Source organism: Microbacterium sp. C23T, assembly GCF_053345975.1.
This window is the reverse complement of the sequence record NZ_JBKFBD010000006.1, coordinates 69,485-95,174: the sequence shown is the minus strand read 5'-3', so window position 1 is coordinate 95,174 and position 25,690 is coordinate 69,485. Positions and strand designations below refer to the sequence as shown.

At 71.6% G+C, this 25,690-nt stretch carries 28 protein-coding genes; 17 read left to right on the top strand and 11 right to left on the bottom strand.

The genetic code is table 11. The features are described from left to right. The first annotated feature begins 85 nt into the window (after positions 1-85). The 4 genes from ACLBXX_RS05185 to ACLBXX_RS05170 are packed head-to-tail and all read left to right on the top strand — an operon-like array spanning position 86 to position 3,372. Positions 86-913 (top strand): ABC transporter permease, encoded by an 828-nt coding sequence (locus ACLBXX_RS05185; protein WP_447657123.1) that lies wholly within the window; start codon positions 86-88, stop codon positions 911-913. Next, positions 910-1,734 (top strand): ABC transporter permease, encoded by an 825-nt coding sequence (locus tag ACLBXX_RS05180; RefSeq protein WP_447657122.1) that lies wholly within the window; start codon positions 910-912, stop codon positions 1,732-1,734. The genes ACLBXX_RS05185 and ACLBXX_RS05180 overlap by 4 nt, the downstream gene beginning before the upstream one ends. Beyond that, the gene (locus ACLBXX_RS05175; protein ID WP_447657121.1) at positions 1,727-2,548 is read left to right on the top strand and encodes an ABC transporter ATP-binding protein; all 822 of its coding nucleotides are present in this window, start codon (positions 1,727-1,729) and stop codon (positions 2,546-2,548) included. The genes ACLBXX_RS05180 and ACLBXX_RS05175 overlap by 8 nt, the downstream gene beginning before the upstream one ends. Next, positions 2,545-3,372, top strand: a complete 828-nt coding sequence (locus tag ACLBXX_RS05170; protein ID WP_447657120.1) for a PaaX family transcriptional regulator — start codon at positions 2,545-2,547, stop codon at positions 3,370-3,372. The genes ACLBXX_RS05175 and ACLBXX_RS05170 overlap by 4 nt, the downstream gene beginning before the upstream one ends. A 241-nt stretch (positions 3,373-3,613) precedes the next feature. On the opposite strand, the gene ACLBXX_RS05165 is transcribed toward ACLBXX_RS05170, so the two are convergent. Genes ACLBXX_RS05165 through ACLBXX_RS05140 form a run of 6 tightly spaced genes read right to left on the bottom strand, consistent with a single transcriptional unit; the run spans position 3,614 to position 9,144 of the window. Continuing rightward, positions 3,614-4,075, bottom strand: a complete 462-nt coding sequence (locus tag ACLBXX_RS05165; RefSeq protein ID WP_447657119.1) for a DUF3237 family protein — start codon at positions 4,073-4,075, stop codon at positions 3,614-3,616. Beyond that, complete coding sequence (locus ACLBXX_RS05160; RefSeq protein ID WP_447657118.1) at positions 4,072-5,595, bottom strand: acyl-CoA synthetase; 1,524 nt, start codon at positions 5,593-5,595, stop codon at positions 4,072-4,074. The genes ACLBXX_RS05165 and ACLBXX_RS05160 overlap by 4 nt, the downstream gene beginning before the upstream one ends. Before the next feature lie 45 nt (positions 5,596-5,640). Then, positions 5,641-6,093, bottom strand: a complete 453-nt coding sequence (locus ACLBXX_RS05155) for a MaoC family dehydratase (protein WP_447657117.1) — start codon at positions 6,091-6,093, stop codon at positions 5,641-5,643. Between the two features lie 24 nt (positions 6,094-6,117). Next, on the bottom strand, positions 6,118-7,308 hold the full coding sequence (locus tag ACLBXX_RS05150) for an acyl-CoA dehydrogenase family protein (RefSeq protein WP_447657116.1): 1,191 nt from the start codon (positions 7,306-7,308) through the stop codon (positions 6,118-6,120). Between the two features lies 1 nt (position 7,309). Next, positions 7,310-8,197: an amidohydrolase family protein gene (locus ACLBXX_RS05145; protein WP_447657115.1), complete on the bottom strand. Its 888-nt coding sequence runs from the start codon at positions 8,195-8,197 to the stop codon at positions 7,310-7,312. 8 nt (positions 8,198-8,205) lie between these two features. Continuing rightward, positions 8,206-9,144, bottom strand: a complete 939-nt coding sequence (locus tag ACLBXX_RS05140) for an SDR family NAD(P)-dependent oxidoreductase (protein WP_447657114.1) — start codon at positions 9,142-9,144, stop codon at positions 8,206-8,208. Positions 9,145-9,237: 93 nt separating this feature from the next. On the opposite strand from ACLBXX_RS05140, the gene ACLBXX_RS05135 reads away from it, so the two are divergent. After that, entirely contained in the window at positions 9,238-9,702 is a 465-nt protein-coding gene (locus ACLBXX_RS05135; RefSeq protein WP_447657113.1) for a MarR family winged helix-turn-helix transcriptional regulator, read from the top strand. 99 nt (positions 9,703-9,801) lie between these two features. Here ACLBXX_RS05135 and ACLBXX_RS05130 read toward each other — a convergent pair whose 3' ends face one another. The 3 genes from ACLBXX_RS05130 to ACLBXX_RS05120 form a co-directional block, all read right to left on the bottom strand. Next, the gene (locus tag ACLBXX_RS05130) at positions 9,802-11,028 is read right to left on the bottom strand and encodes an MFS transporter (RefSeq protein WP_447657112.1); all 1,227 of its coding nucleotides are present in this window, start codon (positions 11,026-11,028) and stop codon (positions 9,802-9,804) included. A gap of 82 nt (positions 11,029-11,110) precedes the next feature. Continuing rightward, a complete protein-coding gene (locus ACLBXX_RS05125) occupies positions 11,111-12,295 on the bottom strand; it encodes a 4-hydroxybenzoate 3-monooxygenase (protein ID WP_447657111.1) in 1,185 nt (394 codons plus the stop codon). 204 nt (positions 12,296-12,499) lie between these two features. Beyond that, positions 12,500-13,252 carry an IclR family transcriptional regulator gene (locus ACLBXX_RS05120; protein WP_447657110.1) on the bottom strand — a complete coding sequence of 251 codons (753 nt, stop codon included), beginning with the start codon at positions 13,250-13,252 and terminating at the stop codon, positions 12,500-12,502. 77 nt (positions 13,253-13,329) lie between these two features. Here ACLBXX_RS05120 and ACLBXX_RS05115 point away from each other — a divergent pair, with 77 nt between their 5' ends. The 10 genes from ACLBXX_RS05115 (at position 13,330) to ACLBXX_RS05070 (ending at position 21,997) form a co-directional block, all read left to right on the top strand. After that, positions 13,330-14,088: an IclR family transcriptional regulator gene (locus tag ACLBXX_RS05115; RefSeq protein ID WP_447657109.1), complete on the top strand. Its 759-nt coding sequence runs from the start codon at positions 13,330-13,332 to the stop codon at positions 14,086-14,088. Positions 14,089-14,205: 117 nt separating this feature from the next. Continuing rightward, positions 14,206-15,075, top strand: a complete 870-nt coding sequence (gene pcaH / locus ACLBXX_RS05110; protein WP_447657108.1) for a protocatechuate 3,4-dioxygenase subunit beta — start codon at positions 14,206-14,208, stop codon at positions 15,073-15,075. Continuing rightward, on the top strand, positions 15,075-15,650 hold the full coding sequence (gene pcaG / locus ACLBXX_RS05105; RefSeq protein WP_447657107.1) for a protocatechuate 3,4-dioxygenase subunit alpha: 576 nt from the start codon (positions 15,075-15,077) through the stop codon (positions 15,648-15,650). The genes pcaH and pcaG overlap by 1 nt, the downstream gene beginning before the upstream one ends. Beyond that, positions 15,640-17,040: a lyase family protein gene (locus ACLBXX_RS05100; RefSeq protein ID WP_447657106.1), complete on the top strand. Its 1,401-nt coding sequence runs from the start codon at positions 15,640-15,642 to the stop codon at positions 17,038-17,040. The genes pcaG and ACLBXX_RS05100 overlap by 11 nt, the downstream gene beginning before the upstream one ends. Beyond that, positions 17,037-17,816, top strand: a complete 780-nt coding sequence (locus tag ACLBXX_RS05095) for an alpha/beta fold hydrolase (protein ID WP_447657105.1) — start codon at positions 17,037-17,039, stop codon at positions 17,814-17,816. The genes ACLBXX_RS05100 and ACLBXX_RS05095 overlap by 4 nt, the downstream gene beginning before the upstream one ends. Then, the gene (gene pcaC / locus ACLBXX_RS05090; protein WP_447657104.1) at positions 17,813-18,214 is read left to right on the top strand and encodes a 4-carboxymuconolactone decarboxylase; all 402 of its coding nucleotides are present in this window, start codon (positions 17,813-17,815) and stop codon (positions 18,212-18,214) included. Before ACLBXX_RS05095 ends, pcaC begins: the two co-directional genes overlap by 4 nt. 226 nt (positions 18,215-18,440) lie before the next feature. Continuing rightward, on the top strand, positions 18,441-19,202 hold the full coding sequence (locus ACLBXX_RS05085) for a 3-oxoacid CoA-transferase subunit A (protein ID WP_447657103.1): 762 nt from the start codon (positions 18,441-18,443) through the stop codon (positions 19,200-19,202). After that, positions 19,199-19,885, top strand: a complete 687-nt coding sequence (locus ACLBXX_RS05080) for a 3-oxoacid CoA-transferase subunit B (RefSeq protein ID WP_447657102.1) — start codon at positions 19,199-19,201, stop codon at positions 19,883-19,885. The genes ACLBXX_RS05085 and ACLBXX_RS05080 overlap by 4 nt, the downstream gene beginning before the upstream one ends. 1 nt (position 19,886) lies before the next feature. Next, positions 19,887-21,059: a thiolase family protein gene (locus tag ACLBXX_RS05075; protein WP_447657101.1), complete on the top strand. Its 1,173-nt coding sequence runs from the start codon at positions 19,887-19,889 to the stop codon at positions 21,057-21,059. Between the two features lie 134 nt (positions 21,060-21,193). Beyond that, positions 21,194-21,997: an IclR family transcriptional regulator domain-containing protein gene (locus ACLBXX_RS05070; protein ID WP_447657100.1), complete on the top strand. Its 804-nt coding sequence runs from the start codon at positions 21,194-21,196 to the stop codon at positions 21,995-21,997. A 32-nt stretch (positions 21,998-22,029) separates the two neighbouring features. Here ACLBXX_RS05070 and purU read toward each other — a convergent pair whose 3' ends face one another. Further along, positions 22,030-22,905 carry a formyltetrahydrofolate deformylase gene (purU, locus tag ACLBXX_RS05065; protein ID WP_447657099.1) on the bottom strand — a complete coding sequence of 292 codons (876 nt, stop codon included), beginning with the start codon at positions 22,903-22,905 and terminating at the stop codon, positions 22,030-22,032. A gap of 97 nt (positions 22,906-23,002) precedes the next feature. On the opposite strand from purU, the gene ACLBXX_RS05060 reads away from it, so the two are divergent. Then, positions 23,003-24,007 carry an acyl-CoA thioesterase gene (locus ACLBXX_RS05060; RefSeq protein ID WP_447657098.1) on the top strand — a complete coding sequence of 335 codons (1,005 nt, stop codon included), beginning with the start codon at positions 23,003-23,005 and terminating at the stop codon, positions 24,005-24,007. 17 nt (positions 24,008-24,024) lie between these two features. On the opposite strand, the gene ACLBXX_RS05055 is transcribed toward ACLBXX_RS05060, so the two are convergent. Then, positions 24,025-24,399 carry a MerR family transcriptional regulator gene (locus ACLBXX_RS05055; protein WP_045298636.1) on the bottom strand — a complete coding sequence of 125 codons (375 nt, stop codon included), beginning with the start codon at positions 24,397-24,399 and terminating at the stop codon, positions 24,025-24,027. A gap of 78 nt (positions 24,400-24,477) precedes the next feature. Between ACLBXX_RS05055 and ACLBXX_RS05050 the strand changes: the two genes are divergently transcribed. Further along, positions 24,478-25,689: an MFS transporter gene (locus ACLBXX_RS05050; RefSeq protein ID WP_447657097.1), complete on the top strand. Its 1,212-nt coding sequence runs from the start codon at positions 24,478-24,480 to the stop codon at positions 25,687-25,689. Position 25,690 lies beyond the last annotated feature (1 nt).

Here is a 25,690-nt window from a genome sequence, read left to right as displayed (position 1 = left end):
ACGACGTGATGGGAGCGGATGCCTCGGCCCCGAGGCATCCGTCCCCCTCTCGCGCACCCTCCTGCCCCCTCCTGATCGGAGCCTCATGGCCACCGCCGAAGCCGTGCCCGCCCGCGCCCCGCGGAGCCCACGGCAGCTGCGCACGCTGCGCAAGGTCGCGCTGGGCGTCGCGGGAATCCTCGGGTTCCTGCTCACCTGGCAGCTGCTGCCGACGCTGGGGATGGTCGATCCGCGCTACTTCCCGTCGGCGACCACGACGCTCGCCGAGCTCGGCCAGCAGATGCGCGACCTCGAGTTCTGGCGCAACGTCGGGCGCACGATGACCGCCTGGGGCATCGGCCTCGTGATCGCCACCGTGCTGGCGACCGTGCTCGGCACCGTCATCGGGCTCGTCCCGTTCCTCCGCCGGGCGACCCACACGACCGTGGAGTTCCTGCGACCGATTCCGTCGGTGGCGCTCATCCCTCTCGCGATCCTCATGTTCGGCCTGCGGATCGAATCCGCGCTCGTGATCATCGTCTACGCCAGCTTCTGGCAGGTGTTCATCCAGGTCCTCTACGGCGTCGCCGACGTCGACACGGTCGCCCGCGACACGGCGCGCAGCTTCGGGCTGTCGCGGGGGTCGCGCATCGTCAACCTGGTCTTCCCGACGGCGCTGCCGTACCTCATGACGGGCCTCCGCCTCGCGGCCGCGGTCGCGCTGATCCTCGCGATCACCGCCGAGATGTTCATCGGCAACCCCGGGCTCGGTCGAGAGATCGTCTTCGCGCAGTCTGCGGGCGATTGGCCGGCCGTGTACGCCCTCGTCATCGTCACGGGTCTGCTCGGGCTCATCATCAACCTCATCTTCCGCGCGATCGAGCGCCGCTCGCTCGCGTGGCACCAGTCGGTGCGAGGGGAGGAAATCCTGTGACCCTCTACACGAGCACCGTCGTGACCCCGCGCCGCCGGCCGAGCGTCTGGGCGAAGATCGGCGAGAACACGCTCTACGCGATCGGCCTGCCCCTCGTCCTGCTGGTGATCTGGGGCATCTGGGCGACGCTCGCGCCCGCGAAGTTCTTCCCGGCGCCGATGGAGATCCTCGACGCCTTCGTCGAGACGTGGATCGGCCCTGCCTTCGTGACCGATGTGCTGCCCAGTCTCGGCCGGCTCGCCATCGGCATCGTCGTCTCGATCGTGGTCGGCATCGTCGCCGGCACGGTCATCGGCCTCAACCGGTGGCTCCGCGAGATGCTCGAGCCGATGTTGGAGTTCTTCCGCGCCGTGCCCCCTCCGGTGCTCCTGCCGATCGTGGTGGTGCTGATGGGTCCCACCGACGCGATGAAGATCGTGGTCATCGTCGTGGGCTCGGTATGGCCGATCCTGCTCAACACCATCGAGGGCGTGCGCGCCACCGACTCGGTGATGACGGAGACCGCGCGGTCGTTCGCGCTGACCTCCCTGGAGCGCCTGCGCTACCTCGTGCTCCCCGCCGCCAGCCCGCGCATCATGGCGGGCGTGCGGCAGTCGCTCTCGATCGCCTTGATCCTCATGGTGATCTCCGAGCTGGCGTACGCGTCGTCAGGCCTCGGTTATCAGATCGTCTTCTTCCAGCGCAATTACCTCATCGCCGAGATGTGGAGCGGCATCCTGCTGCTGGGGCTCATCGGTATCCTGCTCGCGGCGATCTTCGGTCTCGTCGAAAGACGCGTGCTGCGCTGGTATCACGGAATCAAGGAGGTGGAGCGTGCCTGACTCGCTTCGGACAGCACAGACGCTCTTGAACGTCGAGCACCTGCGCAAGGTCTACGAATCGTCGACCGGCAGCGTCGAGGCCATCGGCGACATCGGATTCCGGATGAATGCCGGTGAGCTGGTGTGCATCGTAGGCCCCTCCGGGTGCGGCAAGACGACGCTCCTGAAGTGCATCGCGGGCCTGCTCAAACCGACCTCGGGCGTCGTGGAACTCGGCGGGCGCCGCGTCACCGCACCGCCGCCGAACATGGCACTCGTGTTCCAGGAGTACGGCCGCAGCCTGTACCCCTGGCTGACCGTGCGCGGAAATGTCGAGCTGCCGCTGAAGCACAAGAAGCTCGCGCGCGCCGAGCGCGACCGGCTGGTCGACGACGCGCTCGCGGCCGTCGGCCTCGATCACGCGAAGGGCAGCTACCCGTGGCAGCTGTCGGGCGGCATGCAGCAGCGCGTGGCCATCGCGCGCGCGGTGGCGTACCAGCCGGAGGTGCTCATCATGGATGAGCCGTTCGCGGCCGTCGACGCGCAGACGCGCGCCGACCTCGAAGACCTCGTGCGGGCTCTGCACCGCGAGCGCGGCATGTCGATCCTGTTCGTCACGCACGACATCGACGAGTCCGTGTACCTCGGCGAGCGGGTCATCGTGCTGTCGAAGTCGCCGACGTGGGTGCAGGAGGACCTCGTGATCGACCTCGCCCCCGAGCGCGACCAGATCACGACACGATCGCTGCCCCGGTTCACGGAGCTGCGCACCCACGTCTACGAGCAGATCCAGCGCGCCAAGCGCGGCGAGGCCGTCCGCCCGGAGGCCGCGTGAGCGTCATCGCCTCCGCGGACGCGTCGGTCCTCACCCGCAAGCCGCGTCAGCTGCTGCTGGCGTTCTTCGGCGAGTTCGTGTGCGACCGCTACTTCGAGCCGTTGCGCGCGAGCGTGCTGATCGGCGTCCTCGAGAGCGCCGGCGTCACGGCGTCGGCGGTGCGGACCAACCTCGACCGCATGGTCGAGAGCGGGATGCTGGAGCGGCGTCGCCTGGGTCGCGAGATCGGGTTCGAACTCACGGGGCACGGCAGCGAGGTCCTGCGCGAGGCATCCGGTCGTGTCAACGGTCCGGCTCCGTTCGAGCCTCAGGGCGAGGGCTGGACTCTGGTGACCTTCAGCGTGCCGGAGCACCTGCGAGACCTGCGCCACCGGCTGCGGGCGGCGCTCACCTGGTCCGGCTTCGCCGTGCTGCGCGACGGCCTCTGGATCGCGCCGGGGGCAGTGGATCTCGCGGCCGCGCTCGGGGCCATCATCCCCGATCTGCCGGCCGGCTCGGTCAGCGGATTCTCGGCGACGGAGCTCGACGGGTTCCCGATGGCGGAGGCCGTCCGCGTCGCCTGGGACATCGAGGGCATCCGGGCCGCCCACGAGGAGTTCATCGCGCACTGGGAGCGTGAGGATGCAGCATCCGACCTCCCCGCCGTCACCGGGCGCACGCTGCTGGTCGCCGACTGGCTGGCCCTGCTGCGCGCCGACCCGCGCCTTCCGCGCCAGTACATGGGCGACGACTGGCCGGCGGACCGTTCGTTCGAGCTCTTCACGCGGCGGCACCGCGAGTTCGCCTTCCCCGCGGTGCGCGACTTCGCCGGCCTCGTGGCCTGACGGGATGCCCCGCAGCGGGTCGCAGCATCCATCTCCGCCGCTCGCCGTTCGCGCTTCCACCCCTGCTTCAACAGGTCAACCGGGGTTCCTCAGGACTGCGATCCCCCGGGGCCGCCTGTAGAAGCGCGGTTGACCTGCTGAAGGGTGTGTGGTGGTGCGCGCGGAGTTCACCTGGTCGTGGGGTGATGGCTCGCCGGGGCGAGTGGCGGCGGGGACTCGGGTCTGGGGCGCGAGCGCGGGGTCAGGTGACGCGGTACGCGACGTAGCGCACGCGGTTCGCCTCGCGGATGTACGACGCGAGGTACACCGCGCGCTCGAACTCGGGGTGCGCGGCGCACTCGAGCGTGAGCGCGGCGCGGAAGTAGTAGTCGCCGGGATCCACGTCGTCGCCCCGCAGCAGCGCCTCGAGCACCGCCGGATCGCCGCTGCGCACCCCCTGGGCGCGGATGTAGAGGAGGGACCCGTCGTCGCCGAGCACGCTGTAGCGGCCGTCGACCTCGATCGACCCGTCGGCGCGCACGGTCTGCCAGTCGGCGCCGCCGGAGAGGATCGTGCCGGTGAATTCGCCGGTGATCGTGCCGCCGACCACCGGGATGATGCGGCGGTGGCCGGCGCGCGTCATGCCGTGGTCCTCGAGCGGGCCGAGGTCCGCAGCGACCTCGAACGCGCGCTCGAGTGACGGGACCGGCGGTTCGTGCGTCATCGGCTCTCTCCGTAGCGGGCGCGGAGTTCGGCCTTGCGGACTTTGCCGGATGCCGTGCGGGGCAGGTCCTCGACGACCACGACGTTCTTGGGCAGCTTGTAGCGGGCGAGCAGGCCGTCGAGGTGCGCGCGGACGATCTCGGTGTCGACCTCGGCCCCCTCCCGGAGCGTGACGACCGCCCACGGCACCTCGCCCCAGCGCTCGTCGGGCACACCCACGACGGCGACGCCGGAGATGCCCTCGATGTCGGCGATGAGGTTCTCCACCTCGGCCGGGTAGATGTTCTCGCCGCCCGAGATGATCATGTCCTTCAGGCGGTCGGAGATGTACAGGTAGCCGTCGGCGTCGAGATAGCCGAGGTCGCCCGAGCGGAACCACCCGTCGGGGCTGAACGCGGCAGCTGTCGCCTCCGGCAGCCCGTGGTACCCGAGGAAGACGTTGGGGCCCGCGACCTCGATCTCGCCCACCGTGCCGCGCGGCACGACGTCGCCGTGCTCGTCGGTGATGCGCACCTCGGTGAAGAAGTGCGGCAGGCCCACGCTGCCCTGCTTCTCGCGGGTCATCGTGGGTGAGAGCGACGTCGCGCCGGGCGAGGTCTCGGTCATGCCGTAGCCCTGCGAGAACGACAGCCCGCGCTCCTCGTACGCGTTGAGGATACGGGTGGGCACGGCCGATCCGCCGCACGTGAGCTTGCGCAGGGTCGACAGGTCGGTGGATGCCCACGCCGCATGGTCGGCCATCAGCTGGTACGTCGTGGGCACGCCGCTGAGCATCGTGATCCCGCGCTCCTGGATGAGGGCGAGGGCGCGGCCAGGCTCGAAGCCCTTCTCGAGCACGAGCGTCGCGCCCTTCAGCAGCACCGGCAGCGCGCCCATGCCGAGCGAGGCCACATGGAAGAGCGGCGAGATCATGAGCGACACGTCGGTCGAGACGACGTCGTAATCCACGATGCAGTTGAGCGCGACCCACGTGAGGTTGCCGTGGGTGAGCACAGCTCCCTTCGGGCGCCCGGTGGTGCCGGAGGTGTAGATGATGGCCGCCGGATCCTCGAGCGCGACCTCGGCCATGGTGTGCCCGCCCGGCGCCTCTGCGGTGAGCCGCGCGAGGCCGGGGTGCTCGGGCAGGCCTTCACCGGTGACGATGACGTGCGCGATCCGGCCAGCCTCGACGCCCGGCATCGCCCGCTCGAGGAACTCCGGGTCGAGCACGACGGCCCGCGCCCCGGCGTCGACGAGCACGTGCTGCACCTCGGGGGCCGCCAGGCGGGTGTTGACCGGCACGAACACCGCCCCGAGCTGCGCGGTGCCGAACATGACCTGCAGGAACTGCGGGCTGTTCTCGCCGATGTACGCCACGGCGTCGCCGCGGCGGATGCCACGGTGCCAGAGCGCGGCGGCCACCCGGTCGGCGGCGTCCGCCAGCTCGCGATACGTGAGCTCGGCGTCGCCGAAGACGACGGCGATCTTCTCGGGGTCCTTCAGGCGCCGTTTGGCCAGCCAGAACCCGATCCCCTGGTGCATCGTTGCGGTGTCCTCTCCCTCGAGGATGCGGCCTGCGAGGCCGGGTCAGGCGTAGAAGCGGTACAGCCCGCGGGCGACGACGGCGGGCTTGCCGCCGCCCTCGATCTCGATGGTCTGGTCGACGGCGAACTGGTAGCCGCCCGCGACCTCGGTGACCTCGGCGATGACCGCGCCTCCGCGCACACGTGCGCCCACCTTGACCGGCGACACGAACCGCACCTTGTCGAGGCCGTAGTTGACGCGCGTGCGCACGCCGGTGACGTCGAACAGCTCCGACCAGAACTTCACGGTGAGCGACAGCGACAGGAAGCCGTGCGCGATGGCGCCGCCGAACGGGCCGTCGGCCGCGCGCTCGGGGTCGACGTGGATCCACTGGTGGTCGTCGGTGGCGTCGGCGAAGAGGTTCACGCGCTCCTGCGTGACCTCGAGCCACTCGGTCCAGCCGAGATCGGTGCCGGCGAGGCCGGCGACGTCGGCGTAGTCGACGGTGGTGGTCATGTGGTTCTCCTTCGATGGGGCGGTTCAGGTGAATGCCGAGGCGCCCGTGAGGGCGCGGCCGACGATGAGGGCGTTGATCTCGTGCGTGCCCTCGTACGAGTACACGGCCTCCGCATCGGCGAAGAACCGGGCGACGTCGTGCTCGAGCAGGATGCCGTTGCCGCCGAGCACCTCACGGCCGAGGGCGACGGTCTCGCGCGCGAGGCGAGCGGTCTGCAGCTTGGCGAGCGCGGAGTTCTCGTCGGCGCATTCGCCCTGATCCTGACGGGCTGACAATTGCACGACCAGCGCCAGCGACGCCACGGTGTTGCCGAGCATGCGGGCGAGCTTCTCCTGCACGAGCTGGAAACCGCCGATGGGCCGCTCGAACTGATGCCGCTCGCGGACGTACCGCACCGTCGCATCGAGCGCGCCCGCCTGAAGTCCGGCGGCGATCCAGGCCACGTCCGAGCGCATCGCGCGGAGGATCCGCGCCACGTCGCGCCAGCCGTTCACGTTCTGGAGGCGCTCCGCCTCGGTCACGCGCGCGCCGTCGAGGGTGATCAGCGCGTTCTGCATGGGGCGCAGCGCGACCTTGCCGCCGATCGCCTCGAGCCGGACGCCTGTCGCGTCGGTCGGCACGAGGAAGGCCTTGACGGCGTGGTCGTCGACGTCGCGGGCGAACACGACGAGCACATCGGATGCCGCGGCCCCGCCGATCCACTTCTTCCGGCCGTCGATCACCCACGCCCCGCCCTCACGGCGCGCAGTGGTGGCGAGTCCGCCGGCGATGTCGGACCCGTGCTCGGGCTCGGTGAGCGCGAAGACGCCCTTCAGCTCGAAGCTCCGCACGCGCGGGTCGAGCTCCTCCGCCTGCGCGGAGGATCCGCCCAGCGCGATCGCGGTGCGGAAGAGCCCCGACTGCGCGTTGTACAGCGTCGCGACCGACACGTCGGTGCGCGCCAGCACATAGTTGCGGAAGCCCGAGTACATGGACGAGGCCGCCTCCGCAGCATCCACCCCCTCCGGCTGCATGAGGTCGAGGGGGATGAGCGCGTCGAGCACCTCGGGCGGCATGGTCGCCGTCTCCCACGCCTCGGCGAGGAGGGGACGGATGCTGCGCTCCAGCGTCTGCTGAAGACGCCCGAGCGCCGCCCGCGCAGCGGGGCTGAGGTGCGCGGCCGCGATCGCGTACGGGTCGAACCCGAACGTCGCATCCGCCTCGAGTGCGGGCATATCAGCCTGCCAGTCCCAGCAGCCGCACCGCGTTGTCCTTCAGGATGCCGGGCATGACCTCGGGCTTGAAGGAGCCGGCGGTCTCGGCATCCCTCATCCAGCGGTCGGGGGTGAGCAGCGGGAAGTCCGAGCCGAACAGCACGCGGCGCTTGAGGTACGAGTTCGCGGCCCGCACGAGCGACTCGGGGAAGTACTTCGGGCTCCAGCCGGAGAGGTCGATCCACGTGTTGTGCTTGTGCGTCGCGACCGACAGGGCTTCGTCCTGCCAGGGCACCGACGGATGGGCCATGATGATCTGCAGCTCGGGGAAGCGGGCCGCGACCGGGTCGAGCAGCATCGGGTTCGACAAGCCCAGCAGCAGGCCGCGCCCGCCCGGCAGGCCCGCGCCGATGCCGGTCTGGCCGGTGTGGAAGAGCGCGACGACGCCGGCGTCCTGCAGGGTCTCGTACAGCGATGAGTACGCCGGGTCGGACGGGTCGAAGCCCTGCACCGTGGGGTGGAACTTGAAGCCCCGGACGCCGTGGTCCTCGATGAGGCGACGGGCGTCCGAGACCGCAGTCGGCGAGAGCGGGTCGACCGAGCCGAACGGGATCAGCACGTCGTTGTTGCGGGCGGCGCCCTCGGCGATGTCGGCGCTCGAGATCGGCGCGTGCCCGAAGTTCGTGCGCGCGTCGACCGTGAACACGACGGCCGCCATCTTCCGCTCGCGGTAGTACGCGGCCACGCCGTCGAGGTCCGGGTCGGGCCCGTCGGTGCTGAAGTACTTCGCCGCCGCGTCGCGCAGATCGTCGGGCAGCGACGAGTGCCCGTGGTGGTCGACCTCGATGTGCACGTGCACGTCGATCGCGGTGATCGCGTCGAGGTCGATCGCGGGTTCATAGCGGGTCATGTCGATCCTCAGCCGGCGGCCGGGCGCTGCAGCTCTTCGGGGAGGGGCGGGAACTTCTCGCCCACGGACTGGAGCGGCCCCGCGGCGTCGGCGAAACCGGACGCGAGGTCGTCGTACGACCATCCGCCGTCGCTGTAGGCGGTCGAGACCGCCTCGGGGTGCGACCACACCTGCAGCCTGTCGCCGCCGATGCCGATGGCCTGACCGGTGACGGCGGCGGCAGCATCCGATGCGAGATACGCGATGAGCCCGGCGACGTCGTCCGACGTGCCGAACCCGAGGTCGTGGCGGAAGAACGCGGGCATCGGCTCGCCCGCCGCATCGGCCTCGACGGCGGCGGCGAAGTACGGCACGGTCGCGGTCATCGCGGTCGCGGCGACGGGGATGACCGCGTTCGCGGTGATGCCGGCCCGCTTGAGCTCGAGCGCCCAGGTGCGCACCATGCCGACGATGCCGGCCTTGGCGGCGGCGTAGTTGGTCTGGCCGAAGTTGCCGCGCTGGCCGGTGGGGGAGCCGATGCAGATGATGCGGCCCGCGACCTCGTTCTCGCGCATCCAGGTCGCCGCCTCGCGCACGCAGGTGAAGGTGCCGCGCAGGTGCACGTTGATCACGGTGTCGAAGTCGTCGTCGCTCATCTTCCACAGCACCGTGTCGCGGAGGACGCCGGCGTTGGTGACGAGGATGTCGAGGCGTCCGAACGTGTCGACGGCGGTCTGCACGAGCTGCTTCGCGGTCTCGGTCGGCCCGACCGGCAGGGCGACCGCAACGGCGCGTCCGCCTTCCGCCTCGATCGTGGCGACGGCTTCGGCGGCCGTGGCCTCGTCGACGTCGTTGATCACGACGGCGGCGCCTTGGCGGGCGAGTTCCTGGGCGTAGGCGAGGCCGAGGCCGCGGCCAGAGCCCGTGACGATGGCGACCTTGCCCTCGAGCGGTGCGTGCGATGACATGCGTGAACTCCTTCGTGTCGGATCCATTGAAGACCCAACTGTTGAGAAAGTCAATCATTCCGTTCATCCATGAATTGGACTAGCATCGTGGGCATGCCGAAGGCCGCTGACACCATCGCCCCCCAGGGGCTGCGGGCGTCGGCGCTGACCGACGACGTGAGCTTCCTGCTCGCGCGCGCGAATGCCATCGCGCTCGCCGCGGGCAACGCCGCCCTGGCCGAACACGGGCTGAAGGCACGCTCGTACTCCGTGCTGGTGCTGACGTCGGGAGAGGCGCGGCCCTCGCAGCGCGAGCTCGCCGAGTTCCTCCGGCTCGACCCGAGTCAGGTCGTGAGCCTCGTCGACGAGCTGCAGTCGCGCGGCCTCGTCGACCGCAAACCTGATCCGGCCGACCGGCGCGCCAACGTCGTCGTCGCGACGGACGCCGGCCGCGCACTCGTCGGCCAGGCGCGCGAGTCGGCCCGGGCGGCCGAAGAGCGCGTGCACGCCGACCTCTCGGTGTCAGACCGCGCGACGCTCGCCACGCTGCTGCGGACGCTCGCCTTCCCCGGGGAGTGAGCGCGGGCCGCGGCATCCGTCCAGCGTTCGTGGGTCACGACGCGCGGGGTGGGCGCGTCGATCCCGCGTGTTGCGCCACCTGAACGGCGGCGGCGGAGCTCAGCGGCGGTCGAGGACGTAGCGGTCGCGTCCGGCGAACACCCCGACCGCCGTCAAGGCGACGAGCACGACGAGCACGAGCGCGAGCGATGCCGTCCAGCCGCCGGTGAGGCTGTGCAGGGCGCCGAAGGCGACGGGGCCGAGAGCGGCGATGACGTAGCCGACGGACTGCGACATCCCCGACAGGGCCGCCGAGGTGTCGTGGTCGCGGGCGCGCTGGGCCATGAGCGTGAGCGACATCGCGAGCGTCGCGCCGCCGGTGAGGCCGATGAGCGAGCCCCACACCAGCACGCCGTCGGGCGCGATCATCAGGCCGGCGACGCCGACGATCGCGAGCGATGGGATGAGCGCGGGCGCCCACCTCTCGAGGCCGCCGCGCAGCGCGAGCGGCAGCAGCAGGCAGCCGGCGAGCGAGAACAGCTGGTAGACCATGACGTCGATGCCGGCGACGACCTCGGAGCGTCCGATCGACATCGACAGCGGCGCGAGCCAGGTCACGAACATATAGAACATGGATGCCTGGAGGCCCATGTAGGCGGCGACGAGCCAGGCGATCGGGTCGCGCCAGATGCCCGTGCGTCCGCGCGGTGCCGAGGCGCGATCGTGGGCGCGGGCGGCGCCACGGTGCGCCCACCACCACGCGACGATCGCGAACGGCAGGAGCGCGGCCCCCGTGACGAGGAGGGCGAAGCGCCACCCTGCCGGATCGCCGCCGAGCTCGATGTGCGAGATCGGCACGACCACGCCCGACGAGACGGCGCCGAGGCCCGCGAGCAGCGCGGTGTAGGCCGCGGTCACCGCAGGGACGTGGCCCGAGAACTCCCGCTTGACCACGGCGGGCATGAGCACGTTGATGATGGCGATCCCGATGCCGATGATCGCCGTGCCGATCCACAGGCTCACCACCGGGCCGGGGATCGAGCGCACGAGGGTGCCGGCGAGAAGCACCAGCAGCGACCACAGCAGCACGCGCGGCTGCCCGAACCGGCGGCTCAGGTCGTGCGCGAGCGGCGAGAACAGCGCCCACGCGACGAGCGGCACCGCGGCGAGCAGGCCCAGCGCCGAGACCGACATGCCGGTGTCGGCGCCGATCTGGTCGAGGAGCGGCCCGAGCCCCGTGATCGCGGGCCGCATGTTCATCGCGACCAGGCACACGGCCGCGAGGAGCATCGCCACCGATGCCGTCCGCGACGGCTCGGGCGGTGCGGTCCGCGACGGTGAGGCCATAGGCACCGGACTATAGCCGAGGCGGGAGCCGCAGCATCCGGTCATTCCCGTTCAGCGGCAATGCCGGCGACGCAAGCTCCCGTCAGGCGAGGCCCTCGAGCGGCCAGCCGGTGTACGCCTCGGCGAGGAAGCGGCGGCCGGCCTCCGACTCCACGACCGACTGCAGCTCGCCGAGCTGGCGCAGGCGGTCGAAGTCCGACGCGTCGGGCGCGACGTGGAGCATGTTGGTCATCCACCACGAGAAGTGCTGGGCCTTCCAGATGCGGTGCAGCGCCTTCTCGGGGAACGCCTCGATGAGGCGCTCATCGTTGTCGAGGAGGAGGGCGCGCAGCGCCCGCTCGAGCACGAGCACGTCGGCGACGGCGAGGTTCATGCCCTTCGCGCCGGTCGGCGGCACGGTGTGCGCGGCGTCGCCGATCAGTGCGACGCGCCCGTGCAGCAGCTCGTGCGCGACGAAGCTGCGGAACCGCAGCACGTCGCGCTGGAAGATCGGGCCCTCCTTGAGCGTCGTGCCGGGCACGCGCTTCTGCAGCTCCTCCCAGAGCTGCTCCTCGCTGAGGGCGTTCGGGTCGGCGTTCGGGTCGCACTGGAAGTACATGCGCTGCACCGTGGCGCTGCGCTGGCTGATGAGCGCGAAGCCGTCGGGCGAGTTGCTGTAGATGAGCTCGTCGGCGCTCGGCGGCGCCTCGCACAGGATCCCGAACCACGCGAACGGGTACTCGCGGAAGTATCCGCCGGTCGACGAACCAGTGACCGCCTGGCGCGCGACGCTGCGCGAGCCGTCGGCGCCGACGACGAACTCGGCGTCGATCTCGAGGGGCGCGCCGTCTGCGTCGGTCGCGATGACGCGGGGGCGATCGGATGCCGCGTCCTCGACGCGCAGCGCGGTCACGCCGAAGCGGAGGTCCTGGCCCTTGCCGAGGCGCACCGCGATGAGGTCCTTGAGGGCCTCGTGCTGCGGGTACAGCCAGACGCCCCGGCCGACGAGGTCGGCGAAGTCGATGCGGTGGCCGGCGCCGGCGAAGCGCAGCTCGATGCCGTCGTGGCGGTTGCCGACGGTGCGCACACGGCTCGACGCGCCTGACGAGTCGAGCACCTCGACGGTGCCCTGCTCGAGGATCCCGGCGCGGATCGTCGTCTCGATCTCTTCGCGCGAGCGCTGGTCGATGACGACCGACTCGATGCCGGCGATCCCCAGCAGGTGCGACAGCAGGAGTCCGGCCGGGCCGGCGCCGATGATGGCGACGCGAGTGCGGATCGTGGACATGGACGTCTCCTTCGACGTTCGGGAACGGATGCCTCGGCCCAGTGTGACCCCGTCGTGCGCGGTGTGCGTCGAGATTCCCGTTCATCGGGACCGCCGCGGCATCCTTAGTTGAGGATCTCAGCCGAGTTGAGGAGGGGAGAGCCGGGTTCGCTCCTCAGCTCGGCCCCGAACCTCAAATGAGGAGCGCGGAGGCGCCGGGAGGAGTCAGCGGCGGTCGGCCCGCAGGTCGGCCTCGATCCCGGCGGCGGCCTCGCGCAGCGCCTGGATCGCGGCCGCCGGGTCGGTCTCGCGCGGCAGCACGACCGACAGTGCGGCGACGACCTCGCCCGCGTCGTGGATCGGCACGGCCACGCCGGTCGACACGGCCTCGATCGATCCGGGCGCCACCACCACGCCGGCGCGGCGCACCTCGGCGATGAAGCGGCGGAGGCGCGCAGCATCCGTCACCGTCTCTGGAGCGAGGGCTCGGAGCCCGCCGGCGAGCACACGCTCGCGCAGGACGGACGGCGCATGAGCGAGCAGGACGAGGCCCGACGACGAGGCGTGCAGCGGCAGTCGACCGGCGATGCGGGTGATATTGGCGCCGGCGTCGGGGTGGGAGAGGCGCTCGAGGAAGAGGGCCTCGTCCTGCTCGAGCACGGCGAGCTGCGTGTGCTCGCGGATGCGCGCCTGCACCTCTTCCATGTGGGGGAGCGCGGCCTGGCGGAGGCGCAGTGCGGTCGAGCCGCGGAGCGCGAGCTCCCACAGGCGCATGCCGAGGTGCACGCGGCGGTCCTCGTCGCGTTCCAGCAGGCCGGCGCCGACGAGCTCGTCGACGATCCGGTGCGCGGTCGACGACGGCAGCCCCGCGCGGCGGCCGATCTCTGCCGCCGACTGCATCGAACGCTCGGCGGTGAACGTCTCGAGCACCCGCACGATGCGGTCGGTCATCGAGTCGCCGGAGGGCGAGTTGGCCATGCGCCCACTCTGCCATTCCGGTGAGGCTCAAGGCTGCCCCGCAGCGCAGGGCGGGTAACGTCGCACGAGGAGGATCCATGGCGGAGGGCGAAGGCGTGCTCGAGCGCACGCTGCGGGTGCTCGGCTGCTTCACCGACGACGAGCCGGCGGTCACGGCGACCACGCTCGCGGCGCGCACGGGGCTCGCGTCGTCGACGCTGCACCGCCTGCTCGCAACGCTCGTGGCCGAGGGGCTCCTCACCCGAGGACCCGGGCACACCTACGCGATCGGTCCGCGGCTGTGGGAGCTCGGCGAGCTGTCGCCGCTGTCGCTGCGCCTGCGCGAGACGGCGCTGCCCCACATGGTGCGGCTGTACGAGGCGACCGGCGAGAACGTGCACCTCGCGGTGCTCGACGGCGCGACGCCCGCCACGACGACCGCGCTGTACGTCGGCCGCCTCACGGGACGTCAGTCGATCCCGACGCTGAGCCGCATGGGCGGGCGCGGGCCGCTCCACACGACGGGCGTCGGCAAGGCGCTGCTCGCGACGCGCGACGAGGGGTGGCTCCGGCAGTACTTCGAGGCTCCGCTCGAGCGCGAGACCGTCAACTCCATCGTGACGGAGCAGGAGCTCCGCGCCGACATCGCGCGCACGCGGGCCCTCGGGTACGCGACGACCCGCGAGGAGATGACCCTCGGCAACGTCTCGGTCGCCGCCGCGCTCCCGCGCGTCGAGGGTTTGCCGCCGGTCGCGCTCGGGCTCGTCGTGCACCTCGCGCGCGCCGACGAGCGGCGCCTCGGGCCTCTCGTCGTGCAGGCCGCGAAGGACCTCCACCACGACCTCCGGAGCACCTGACGGGGGATGGATGCGGCGGGTCGCAGCATCCATGATTCCCACTGAGCGGGAATCCACGGCGGCGAGTCCGCGCGAGGGTGCGACCCTGGGACGACCCGAGTCGTCGAAGGAGACCTCATGACACAGGCCCAGACCGCTGCCCAGGGCGAGGAGGCGTTCTCGTCGTCGGTGGTGCTCGAGCAGACGGCGGCGGCCCCTGAGTCGCTGCTGGCCTCGCCCGACCAGCTCACTCAGCGCGAGATCACGCAGGAGATCGTCGACTACCACGCCGCCGCCGCACGGCGTGAGGCGGCGGGGGAGCGGCTCAACATGAGCCTGCACGACTTCCCGCCGTACCGGTCGAGCCTGCTGCGCCACCCCACCAAGAACCCGAAGCTCGTCGACCCCGAGACGATCGAGCTGTGGTCGCCGGCCTTCGGCCAGCGCGACGTCGCGGCCATCGAGTCCGACCTGACGCTGCAGCACATCGGCGAGCCCCAGGGCGAGCGCATGACCGTCGAGGGCCGCGTGCTCGACTCGTGGGGGCGTCCGGTCCCCAACCAGCTCGTCGAGATCTGGCAGGCGAACGCCGCGGGCCGCTACATCCACCAGCGGGATCAGCATCCCGCCCCGCTCGACTCGAACTTCACCGGCGCCGGCCGCATCGTCACCGACGACGACGGGTACTACAAGTTCACGACGATCAAGCCCGGTGCGTACCCGTGGAAGAACCACGTCAACGCGTGGCGGCCGGCACACATCCACTTCTCGATCTTCGGCTCGGGCTTCACGCAGCGCCTCGTGACGCAGATGTACTTCCCGGGCGACCCGCTGTTCCCGCTCGACCCGATCTACAACACCATCTGGCGTCAGAAGGACCGCGACCGCCTCATCGGGCTGTACGACCACGACCTGTCGGTGCCCGAGTTCTCGATGGGCTACCGCTTCGACATCGTCGTCGACGGCCCCGACGCGACCTGGTTCGAGCCCGAAGAAGGAGAGCACTGATGGCCGGCACCGCCCGCGACCTCGGCCCGAAGACCCACGAGGCCACCGGGGGGCAGACCGTCGGCCCGTTCTTCGCCTTCGGCCTCGACTACGAGAAGAAGCACCAGGTGGTGTTCCCGCACAGCCCGGGTGCGGTCGTGCTCGGCGGTACCGTCTTCGACGGCGCCGGCAACCCGATCCCCGACGCGGTCATCGAGATCTGGAGCGCCGACGAGGACGGCCGCATCCCGCGCGCCCACGGCGCCTTCCGCCGCGACGACCACTCGTTCACGGGCTTCGGCCGGGCGGCCACGACCGACGTCGGCCGCTACGAGTTCTGGACCCGCAACCCCGGCCCGATCGACGACGGCGCGCCGTTCTACTCGGTTATCGTGTTCGCACGCGGTCTTCCCGACAAGCTCGTGACGCGCATCTACCTGCCCGAGCACGAGGAGCTCCTCGCGTCCGACGCGCTCCTGTCCTCGCTCGACGCCGACGAGCGCGCTACGCTCATCGCGACGCGCCTGCCGGACGGCAACCTGCACCACGACCTCCACCTGCAGGGCGAGAAGGAGACCGTGTTCCTTGCCTTCTGACCGTGACCGGCCCGCACTCGATGGGGGCCTGCTCTCGCCCGTGACCGTCGGTCATGACGAGACGGTGACGGATGCCGCGTACCTCGACGCCCTCGTCACGGCCGAGGTGGCGCTGGCACGGGCGTACCGCGAGATCGGCCTCGCGCCCGATGAGGCGATCGACGAGATCGAGACGGAGTTCGGCTGGCAGGGCGCGCTCCGCGGATGCCGCGACCACGGTGTCGACGGCACGGCGCTGGCCGCCGCGGCCGTCGCCGGCGGCAACCCGGTGATCCCGCTCGTCGGGCGGCTCAAGGATCGCGTCGGCGTCGAGGCGCGGGTCTGGGTGCACCGCGGTGCGACCAGCCAGGACATCGTCGACACCGCGGCGATGGTGGTCGCCCGGGCGGCGACGAGCCGGATCGTCGCCGCGCTCGTGCACGCCGAGGTGTCGCTGCGTTCGCTGGCCCGGTCGCGGCGCGACGAGGTCGCGGCGGCGCGCACGCTGACGCAGCACGCCGTGCCCACGACCGTCGGCGTGCGCGCGGCCGGCTGGCTGCGGGGTGTCGAGCGCGCGAGGGCACGCGTCGACGACATGCAGCACCAGCTGCCCGCGCAGCTCGGCGGCGCCGCAGGAACGCTGGCATCGTTCGTCGAGATCGCCGGGACGGAGGCGGCCGCCGCGCTGCCCGCCGCCTTCGCGCACGAGCTCGGACTCGCGGCGCCCGGAGCCCCCTGGCACACGAGCCGCTGGCCCGTCACCGAGCTGGGCGACGCCCTGGTGCAGGCGATCGACGCCGTCGGCAAGATCGCCACCGACGTCGCGACCCTCAGCCGCACCGAGATCGGCGAACTCGCGGAGGGCGCCGGCGGCGGATCGTCGGCGATGCCGCAGAAGCGCAACCCCGCAGCATCCGTTCTCATCCGCTCGGCCGCGCTCCGCGCACCCCAGCTCGGCGCGACGCTGCATCTCGCGTCGGCCCTCGCCGCCGACGAGCGCCCCGACGGCGCGTGGCACGCGGAGTGGCCGACGCTGCGCGAGCTCCTGCGCCTCGCGCTCGGAGCGACCGCCCACGCGGCCGCACTCGTCGCGGGGCTCCACGTCGACACCGATGCTGTCGCCCGCAACCTCGCCGCGACGGGCGGGCTCATCGTCTCGGAGCGCCTCTCGATCGTGCTCGGGCCCGTGCTGGGAGCCGCACGCGTGTCGGAGCTCGTGACCGCGGCCGCCGCTGGCGGCGACCTCGCCCGGCTCCTGGCGGCGTCGCCCGACGTCGCCGCCCTCGCCGCAGGGGCCGGAGCGACCCCCGAGGCGTTCGTCGCCGACCTGCTCGACCCCGCCCGCTACACCGGACTCGCCGGCCGCTTCGTCGACGAGGCCGCCGCACGCACCGCAGAGGAGGACGCGTGACCGTCCCCGCCATCTCCCTCACCGACCCCGTCGGCCCTGACGCCGCGCCCCTGCTCGTGCTCGGGCCGTCGCTGGGCACGTCGACGCTGCTGTGGGACCGCGTGATCCCCGCGCTCGCCGAGCACTACCGCGTCGTGGCGTGGGATCTGCCGGGCCACGGCGCCGCGCCGGCGTCGACCGAGGGCTTCACGATCGCCGAGCTCGCCGACGCGGTCGCCGACGCGGTCGACGGGCCGTTCCTCTACGCCGGGGTCTCGCTCGGAGGCGCCGTCGGATTCGAGCTGCTGCTGCGCCACGGCGACCGCATCGACGCCGCGGCGATCCTGTGCTCGGGCGCGAAGATCGGCACCCCCGAAGGCTGGCACGAGCGTGCGGCGCAGGTGCGCGCCCAGAGCACGTCGAGCCTCATCATCGGCTCCGCGCAGCGGTGGTTCGCGCCCGGGTCGATCGAGCGCGATCCCGACCTCACCGGGCGCCTGCTCCACGTGCTGCAGAACACCCACGACGAGAGCTACGCCCGCTGCTGCGACGCGCTCGCGGTCTTCGACGTGCGCGATCGGCTGGGCGAGATCGCCACGCCGGTGCTCGCGGTGTGGGGCGATCACGACGCGGTCACGCCCGAGGCATCCGCTCGCGAGACCGCCGCGGGTGTTCAGAACGGCGAGGCGATCGGGATCCCGGATGCCTCGCACCTGGCGCCCGCGGACTCCCCGGCGGCGACGGCGGCGGTGCTGCTCGACTTCTTCCACACGGTCGCCGCGGAGCGTGCCGCGTGAGCCGGCCGGACGGCGAGGGCCTCACCGACGAGGCGCGCTACGACCAGGGCATGGTCGTACGCCGCGAGGTGCTGTCGGACGCCCACGTCGATCGCGCGATCGCGGGAACGACCGAGCTGACCGCGGACTTCCAGGACTTCATCACCCGCGTCGCGTGGGGCGACGTCTGGTCGCGCCCCGGCCTCGACCGCCGGTCGCGGTCGGTCGCGGTGCTCACGGCGCTCATCGCACTCGGGCACCACGAGGAGCTCGCGATGCACCTGCGCGCCGCGCTCCGCAACGGACTCAGTGTCGACGAGATCAAGGAAGTGATCCTCCAGGCGGGCCTGTACTGCGGCGTCCCCGCCGCCAACACCGCGTTCCGCATCGCGAAGGACGTGTTCGCCGAGGCCGAGTAGCCGGTCCCCTTTCCGGGGTCGGGGCGCCGGCCCCGCTTTTCCGGGTCGGGGCACGGGGCTCGCGTTCGGGGCGTGCGGAGTGCGCCCCAAGCGGGTGTGGTGCGCCCCAAACCCACCTAGGCGCGACGGATGCTGCGGCTCGAGGCTTCCGAAATGTCGTCATCGCGCGTACACTGGTCGCAGAGCGTACATGTGTTCGCACAGCGAACAAGCAAGGAGGCGGTTCGTGATCGACAAGACCGTGGGCTCCGTCGAGGAGGCCGTGGCCGGCATCCGTGACGGGGCGACCATCATGATCGGCGGCTTCGGCCGCGCCGGGCAGCCCGTCGAGCTCATCGACGCGCTCATCGCGCAGGGTGCGAACGACCTGACGATCATCAACAACAACGCGGGCAACGGCGACGTCGGGCTCGCGGCCCTGCTCGCGAAGAAGCGGGTGCGCAAGATCCTCTGCTCCTTCCCGCGTCAGCACGACTCCTGGGTGTTCGACGGGCTCTACCGTGCGGGCGAGATCGAGCTCGAGCTCGTGCCGCAGGGCAACCTCGCCGAGCGCATCCGCGCGGCGGGCGCCGGCATCGGCGCGTTCTTCTCGCCGACCGGCGTGGGCACACAGCTCGCCGAGGGCAAGGAGATCCGCGAGATCGACGGCCGCTCCTACGCGCTCGAGTACCCGATCAAGGCCGACTACGCCCTCGTGAGCGCCTACCGCGCCGACCGGTGGGGCAACCTCGTGTACCGCGAGACCGCGCGCAACTTCGGGCCGATCATGGCCGCCGCCGCGACCACCACGATCGTGCAGGTCGACGAGCTCGTCCCGCTCGGCTCGCTCGACCCCGAGACCGTCGTGACGCCCGGCATCTTCGTCGACCGCGTCGTCGCGGTGGGCGAGCGCGGGTGGCTCGACGCCGGCGCGTTCGTCGGGGGAGTGGACATCGAGGGGCGCCCGCTCGCCGGCGCCGCAGCATCCGGAACGGAGATCGACCAGTGACCGAGACCGCAACGACGGCGACGCGCATCTCCCGCGAGAAGCTCGCGGCGCGCATCGCACAGGACATCCCCGAGGGGTCGTACGTCAACCTCGGCATCGGAGCGCCGACCCTCGTCGCCGACTACCTGCCCGAGGACCAGGAGATCATCCTGCACACCGAGAACGGCATGCTCGGCATGGGCCCGTCGCCCGTCGCCGGCGAGATCGACCCCGACCTCATCAACGCCGGCAAGCAGCCCGTCACGGCCCTGGCGGGCGCCGCGTACTTCCACCACGCCGACTCGTTCGGCATGATGCGCGGCGGGCACCTCGACGTGTGCGTGCTCGGCGCGTTCCAGGTGTCGCAGGGCGGCGACCTGGCGAACTGGTCCACCGGAGCGCCCGGCGCCATCCCCGCCGTCGGCGGTGCGATGGACCTCGCCATCGGTGCCAAGAACGTCTATGTGATGACCGACCTCCTCACCAAGACCGGTGAGTCGAAGCTCGTCGACGCGTGCACCTACCCGCTCACCGGCGTCGGCTGCGTCACGCGCGTCTACACCGACCACGCGGTCTTCGACGTCACGCCCGACGGCTTCGCGGTGCGCGAGGCCTTCGGCGACAACACCGTCGAGCTCCTCTCCGAGCTCACAGGACTGGAATTCACGGATGCCTCGACCCGCAGCATCCGGGAAGGTGAATGACATGACCACCTACGTGTACGACGCCGTCCGCACGCCGTTCGGCCGCGCCGGCGGCGCCCTGTCGGGCGTGCGCCCCGACGACCTTGCCGCGGTCGTCATGAAGGCGACCATCGAGCGCACCGGCCTCGACCCCGCCCGCATCGACGACGTGATCTTCGGCGACGCGAACCAGGCCGGGGAAGACAACCGCAACGTCGCTCGCATGGGCGCGCTGCTCGCCGGGTTCCCGACCACGGTGACCGGCGTGACGGTGAACCGGCTGTGCGCGTCGTCGGTCGAGGCTGTCATCCAGGGCTCGCGTGCCATCGAGGCGGGCGACGTGGACGTCGTGCTGGCTGGCGGCGTCGAGTCGATGAGCCGCGCCCCGTACGTCGTCGAGAAGTCGCCGCGGCCGTGGCCCAGCGTCGGCAACCAGACGCTCTGGAACACGGCGATCGGGTGGCGCATGACCAACCCGAAGCTGCCCAAGCACTGGACCATCTCCAACGGCGAGTCCGCCGAGCTGATCGCCCGCGAGTGGGGGATCACGCGCGAGCAGCAGGACGAGTTCGCCGTGCGGTCGCACCGGCTCGCCGCCGAGGCGTGGGCCGCGGGCGTCTACGACTCCGAGACCGTCCAGGTGCCCGGCGTCGAGCTCGCCCGCGACGAGGGCATCCGCGACGACACGTCGGTCGAGAAGCTCGCCGGGCTCAAGGCACTGTTCGCGGCGGACGGCGAGGGCAGCGTCACGGCCGGCAACTCCTCGCCCATCAACGACGGCGCCTCGGCGGTGCTGCTCGGCCGCGAGGGCGTGCTGCCCACGGAGCCGCTGGCCCGCATCACCGGACGCGCCGCGCACGGCGTCGACCCCGACCAGTTCCCGATCGCGCCGATCGAGGCCGCGAACAAGGCGCTCGCGCGCGCCGGCCGCACGTGGGCCGACGTGGACTTCGTCGAGCTCAACGAGGCGTTCGCGTCGCAGTCGCTGGCGTGCCTGGCGGGCTGGCCCGAGCTCGACCCCGACAAGCTCAACATCCACGGCGGCGCGCTCGCGATCGGCCACCCGCTCGGCGCCTCGGGCGGCCGCATCATCGGCCACGCCGCGCACGAGCTCGCCCGCCGCGGCGGCGGGGTCGCGGTCGCGGCGATCTGCATCGGCGTGGGTCAGGGCCTCGCCGTCGTTCTCGAGCGCTGAACCGGAGCTACGCGTGACACGACTGCTGCAGATTCCGGCACCTGCTGCGTCGCGTGGCGCAGCAGGTGCAGGGAACTGCAGCAGTTGCGCCACACCCCGGCAGGGCGGGGCGGCGCGGCGGATAGGGTGAGCCGGTGACCGACGACGCGGCCCGCACCAACGACACCATCCAGTCCCTCGTGCGCGGGCTCGCGGTCATCCGGGCGTTCGACGCGGAGCACCCCGAGCTGACGCTGAGCGAGGTGGCGCGCCGCGCCGGCATCACGCGCGCGGCCGCGGGGCGGTTCCTGCGCACCCTCGAGGAACTGGGCTACGTCCGCCCTTCGACCGGCTCAGGGACCGGCAGCGCCGTCGGCCGGACGTTCGCGCTCACCCCGCGCGTGCTCGAGCTCGGGTTCAGCTACCTCTCCGCCCTCTCGATCCCCGAGATCGTGCAGCCGCACCTCGAGCGGCTCTCACGCGATGTCGACGAGAGCGTCTCGGCTGCCGTGCTCGACGGCGGCGACATCGTCTACATCGCGCGCGTCCCGACGCGGCGCATCATGAGCGTGCGCATCACGATCGGCACCCGGTTCCCCGCCTTCGCGACGTCGATGGGGCGCGTGCTGCTGGCCGGGCTGCCGGATGCCGCGAGCGACGGGCTGCTCGCAGCATCCGTCCTCCCGTCCCTCACCGAGCGCACCGTGACCGACTCGGCAGAGCTGCGCGCCGAGCTCGACCGCGTGCGCGCACAGGGCTGGGCCCTCGTCGACGGCGAGCTCGAGCCGGGCCTGCGCTCGGTGGCCGTGCCGCTGCGCGATCGCCGCGGCGACGTCGTGGCCGCGGTCAACGTCTCGACCAGCGCCACCCGCGACAGCGTCGAGCACGTCCTCGAGCGGCATCTGCCCGCGCTCACGCAGACCGCCACCGCCATCGACGCCGAGCTGCGCCTCGTCTGACGGGACGGATGCCGCGGGCCGCGGCATCCGTGTCAGAAGACGATCGTGTGGTTCCCGTGGCGGATGACGCGGTCCTCGGCGTGCCACAGCACGGCGCGGGAGAGCACCTGGCGCTCGACGTCGGCGCCCCGACGGGCGAGTTCGGCGGCGGAGTCCGCGTGGGTCACCCGGACGGTGTCCTGCTCGATGATCGGGCCCTCGTCGAGGTCGTCCGTGACGTAGTGCGAGGTTGCGCCGATGAGCTTGACGCCGCGCTCCTTGGCCTTCTTGTACGGCTCGGCGCCGATGAAGGCTGGCAGGAACGAGTGGTGGATGTTGATCACCGGCACCCCGAGCTCCTTGAGGAAGTCGCCCGACAGGATCTGCATGTACCGGGCCAGCACCACGAAATCCACGTTCCCGCGCAGGAGCTCGAGGATCTTCGCCTCGGATGCGGACTTGTCGGGACCGGCGACGCCGGGCACGTGGAAGAACGGCACGCCGAACGAGCGCACGTCCTCGGCGGAGGCGGTGTGGTTCGAGATCACCATCGGCACGGTCACCGGCAGGTCGCCGCGGCGGTGCCGCCACAGCAGGTCGAGGAGGCAGTGGTCCTGCTTCGACGACAGGATCGCCATGCGCTTGGGCACGGACTGGTCGGTGAGCGACCACTCCAGGTCGAAGCCGGCGAGGGTCTCGGCGATCTCGGCCTCGATGTGCGGGCGGTCGGCCGCGAAGCCCGGCCGGTGGAACACGACCCGCTGGAAGTACGCGCCGCCCTCGGGGTTGTCGGAGTACTGGTCGAACGCGACGATGTTGCCGCCGATGCGCGTGATCATCGCCGAGACCGCCGCCACGATCCCCGGCTGGTCGCTGCCGTGGACGATGAGGCAGGCGTGGTCGGGATTCAGGTGCGGGGAGGCGGCCATTGTTCGATTCTGCCCTGTGCGAAGGATCGGCGCTTCTTGAGCCCATCGCGCGCGACATGCACGGGACAGGCGGATGCCGCGGACGTACCCTGACGGCATGAGCACCGTCTCCGGGGTCCGGGCAGCGGCCCGCGACGACCGCATCACCATGCGCTTCATGGCCGTCCCCGCCGACACCGCCGCGGGAGGCCGTTCGGTCGCGGCGGGCAGCGTCATGGAGTGGATCGACAAGGCCGGCTACGCCTGCGCCGTCGGCTGGGCGGGTGCGTACTGCGTCACCGCGTACGTCGGGAACGTCCGCCATCGGCGGCCCATCGCGCCGGGAAGCCTCATCGAGGTGCAGGCCCGCATCGTCTACACCGGCCGCACGAGCATGCACGTGGTCGTCACCGTCTCGTCGACCGACGTGAACGAGCGCCTGTACACGCCGGCGACGACGTGCATCCTCGTCTTCGTGGCGAAGGGCGCCGACGGGCGGCCCACCGCGGTTCCGGCGTGGACGCCGGTGAGCCGCTCCGACCACAAGCTGGCCGAAGGGGCCCTCGAGCGCATCGAGTCCCGCGCCGAGATCAAGCGCCTCATGCTCGAGGAGGACTACACCGATGCCTCCACGGCCCCGCGCACCACGCTGAAGTTCCTCGCGCCGCCCGGTGTGGTGAACTTCGGCGGCAAGGCGCACGGCGGCACGGTCATGCGCTGGATAGACGAGGCCGGCTACGCCGTCGCTGCGGCCTGGGCGAAGGACGGCGACGACGCGAGTGCGGCGATCGGCGTCTACTCGGGCGGCATCCACTTCCTCGCGCCGGTCGTGATCGGGCACCTCGTCGACGTCGACGCGCGCATCGTCTACACGAGCCGGCACAGCATGCACGTCAGCACGCGGGTGTGGACCGCCGACCCGCGCACGCCCGAGGACCGCACGCTCACGACCCAGTGCCTCAGCGTGTTCGTCGTGCCCGGCGCCGACGGCGTCGCCCAGCCGGTCCCGCAGTGGACGCCCGAGCTCTCGGAGGACGAGCGCCTTCAGGAGCACGTGCGCGAGATCATGGCGCTGCGCGAGGAGATCGTGCCGATCGCCGCGTCCCTCACGCTCGAGCCGTAGCCCAGGGCGGGTGCGGGCTACGCGGCGCCGACCAGATCGCCGTTGCGGGTGAGGGTGAGATACCGTGCGACGGCGTCACGGCTCTTGGTGAGGCACGCCAGGCGGTCGTCGAGCGCCGACAGCTCGGTCGCGAGCATCTCGGCGAGCTCGCGCGAGCACGTCGGCTGCGCCAGCGCGCACTGCCGCTCGACGTCGAGCACGACCTTCGCGAGGCGCGTCGACAGCCCCGCCTGAACGAGGCCACGGGCGCGCGTGGCGCGCTCCACGTCGGCCTCGTCGTACGCGCGGTAGCCGTTCGCCGAGCGCTCGGACGCCAAGAGCCCCTGCTCCTCGTAATACCGCAGCATCCGTGCGGGGATGCCGGTGCGCTGCGACAGTTCGCCGATCTTCATGCCGCGATGCCCTCCGTGTCGATTCGTGTCGCGCGAAAGCTTGACATTGACATTGATGTCAAAGTTTAGCCTCGCTGCATGACCTCGTCCACGGCATCCGTCACCCTCCCCGCCACCTCCGTCTCGCGCTTCCCGCTGGGGGCGCTGCTGCTCCTCTCGCTGGGGGTCTTCGTCACCGTCACCGCCGAGTCGCTGCCGGCCGGGCTCATGCCCGAGATGGCCCGCGACTTCGGGGTCGATCCGCTGCGCATCGGACTGCTCGTCTCGGTGTGGGCGATCGTGGTGATCGCCACGAGCATCCCGCTCACGCGGGCGACGCGGCGGATCGACCGCCGCATCGTGGTCGCCGTCTCGCTCGCCGTGTTCGCCCTGGCCAACGTCGCGACGGCCTTCGCGCCGACGTACGAGTTCGCGTTCGCGACGCGGGCCGTCGCCGCCGTGGCCCACGGCGTGTTCTGGGCGATCGTCATCGTGTACGCGTCGTCGCTGCTGTCGGGTGCGCAGCTCGGGCGCGGGCTCGCGCTCGTCACCGGCGGGGGCACGGCGGCGACGGTGCTGGGCCTCCCCGTCGCGACGGCTCTCGCGCAGCTGACGAGCTGGCGCGTCTCGTTCGCGGTGATGGGGATCGGGATGCTGCTGCTCGCCGCCGTCGTCCTCCGTCGGCTTCCGCGGTCGGTGGTCGAGCCCGTGGCCGCGGGCGAGCGCGCGCCGCTGCGTCACGATCGCTCCCTCCCGCCGCTGGCCGCCTTCGGGATCGCGGGGCTCTTGATCGGCCTCGCGCAGTTCCTCTCGTTCGTCTACATCCGGCCCTACCTCGCCGATTCGGCCGGCATCGCCGACGGCTGGGCGAGCGCACTGCTCTTCGTGTTCGGCGCGGCGGGCATGATCGGGGTGGCGGTGGCCGGCAGCCTCGCCGATCGCTTCCCGCGGACGGCGCTCACCGCGACGCTGCTGGTGTTCGTCGGCGCCTTCGCGGCCCTCGCCGCGGCGCCGCACGCGACGTTCGTCGTGGTCGTCGCCCTGGCTCTCTGGGGTGCCGGCACCGGCGCGATGTTCCCGCTGATCCAGACGGCGCTCATGCGCGCAGCATCCGATCGCCTCCGCGACCTCGCGAGCGCGTCCATCGTGGTGCTCTTCAACGTCGGGATCGCAGGCGGCTCGTGGGCCGGTGGCCAGCTCACCGCGACCTACGGGCCGACGGCGAACATGGCGGTGTCGGGCGTGGTCGTGCTGCTCGCCGCCGGCCTCACCGCGGTGGGAGCCGGACTGGCGGCGCGTCGGAACGCCTGAG

What these genes read in the sequence shown, in the direction of transcription:
- ACLBXX_RS05150 (WP_447657116.1), bottom strand. Translation starts at nt 7,308, where the DNA reads ATGCCCGCACTCGAGGCGGATGCGACGTTCGGGTTCGACCCGTACGCG.
- pcaG (WP_447657107.1), top strand. Translation starts at nt 15,075, where the DNA reads ATGGCCGGCACCGCCCGCGACCTCGGCCCGAAGACCCACGAGGCCACC.
- ACLBXX_RS05125 (WP_447657111.1), bottom strand. Translation starts at nt 12,295, where the DNA reads ATGTCCACGATCCGCACTCGCGTCGCCATCATCGGCGCCGGCCCGGCC.
- ACLBXX_RS05145 (WP_447657115.1), bottom strand. Translation starts at nt 8,197, where the DNA reads ATGACCCGCTATGAACCCGCGATCGACCTCGACGCGATCACCGCGATC.
- pcaH (WP_447657108.1), top strand. Translation starts at nt 14,206, where the DNA reads ATGACACAGGCCCAGACCGCTGCCCAGGGCGAGGAGGCGTTCTCGTCG.
- ACLBXX_RS05140 (WP_447657114.1), bottom strand. Translation starts at nt 9,144, where the DNA reads ATGTCATCGCACGCACCGCTCGAGGGCAAGGTCGCCATCGTCACGGGC.
- ACLBXX_RS05055 (WP_045298636.1), bottom strand. Translation starts at nt 24,399, where the DNA reads ATGAAGATCGGCGAACTGTCGCAGCGCACCGGCATCCCCGCACGGATG.
- ACLBXX_RS05165 (WP_447657119.1), bottom strand. Translation starts at nt 4,075, where the DNA reads ATGACGCACGAACCGCCGGTCCCGTCACTCGAGCGCGCGTTCGAGGTC.
- ACLBXX_RS05115 (WP_447657109.1), top strand. Translation starts at nt 13,330, where the DNA reads ATGGCGGAGGGCGAAGGCGTGCTCGAGCGCACGCTGCGGGTGCTCGGC.
- ACLBXX_RS05185 (WP_447657123.1), top strand. Translation starts at nt 86, where the DNA reads ATGGCCACCGCCGAAGCCGTGCCCGCCCGCGCCCCGCGGAGCCCACGG.
- purU (WP_447657099.1), bottom strand. Translation starts at nt 22,905, where the DNA reads ATGGCCGCCTCCCCGCACCTGAATCCCGACCACGCCTGCCTCATCGTC.
- ACLBXX_RS05050 (WP_447657097.1), top strand. Translation starts at nt 24,478, where the DNA reads ATGACCTCGTCCACGGCATCCGTCACCCTCCCCGCCACCTCCGTCTCG.
- ACLBXX_RS05130 (WP_447657112.1), bottom strand. Translation starts at nt 11,028, where the DNA reads ATGGCCTCACCGTCGCGGACCGCACCGCCCGAGCCGTCGCGGACGGCA.
- ACLBXX_RS05075 (WP_447657101.1), top strand. Translation starts at nt 19,887, where the DNA reads ATGACCACCTACGTGTACGACGCCGTCCGCACGCCGTTCGGCCGCGCC.
- ACLBXX_RS05060 (WP_447657098.1), top strand. Translation starts at nt 23,003, where the DNA reads ATGAGCACCGTCTCCGGGGTCCGGGCAGCGGCCCGCGACGACCGCATC.
- ACLBXX_RS05120 (WP_447657110.1), bottom strand. Translation starts at nt 13,252, where the DNA reads ATGGCCAACTCGCCCTCCGGCGACTCGATGACCGACCGCATCGTGCGG.
- ACLBXX_RS05135 (WP_447657113.1), top strand. Translation starts at nt 9,238, where the DNA reads ATGCCGAAGGCCGCTGACACCATCGCCCCCCAGGGGCTGCGGGCGTCG.
- ACLBXX_RS05160 (WP_447657118.1), bottom strand. Translation starts at nt 5,595, where the DNA reads ATGCACCAGGGGATCGGGTTCTGGCTGGCCAAACGGCGCCTGAAGGAC.
- ACLBXX_RS05155 (WP_447657117.1), bottom strand. Translation starts at nt 6,093, where the DNA reads ATGACCACCACCGTCGACTACGCCGACGTCGCCGGCCTCGCCGGCACC.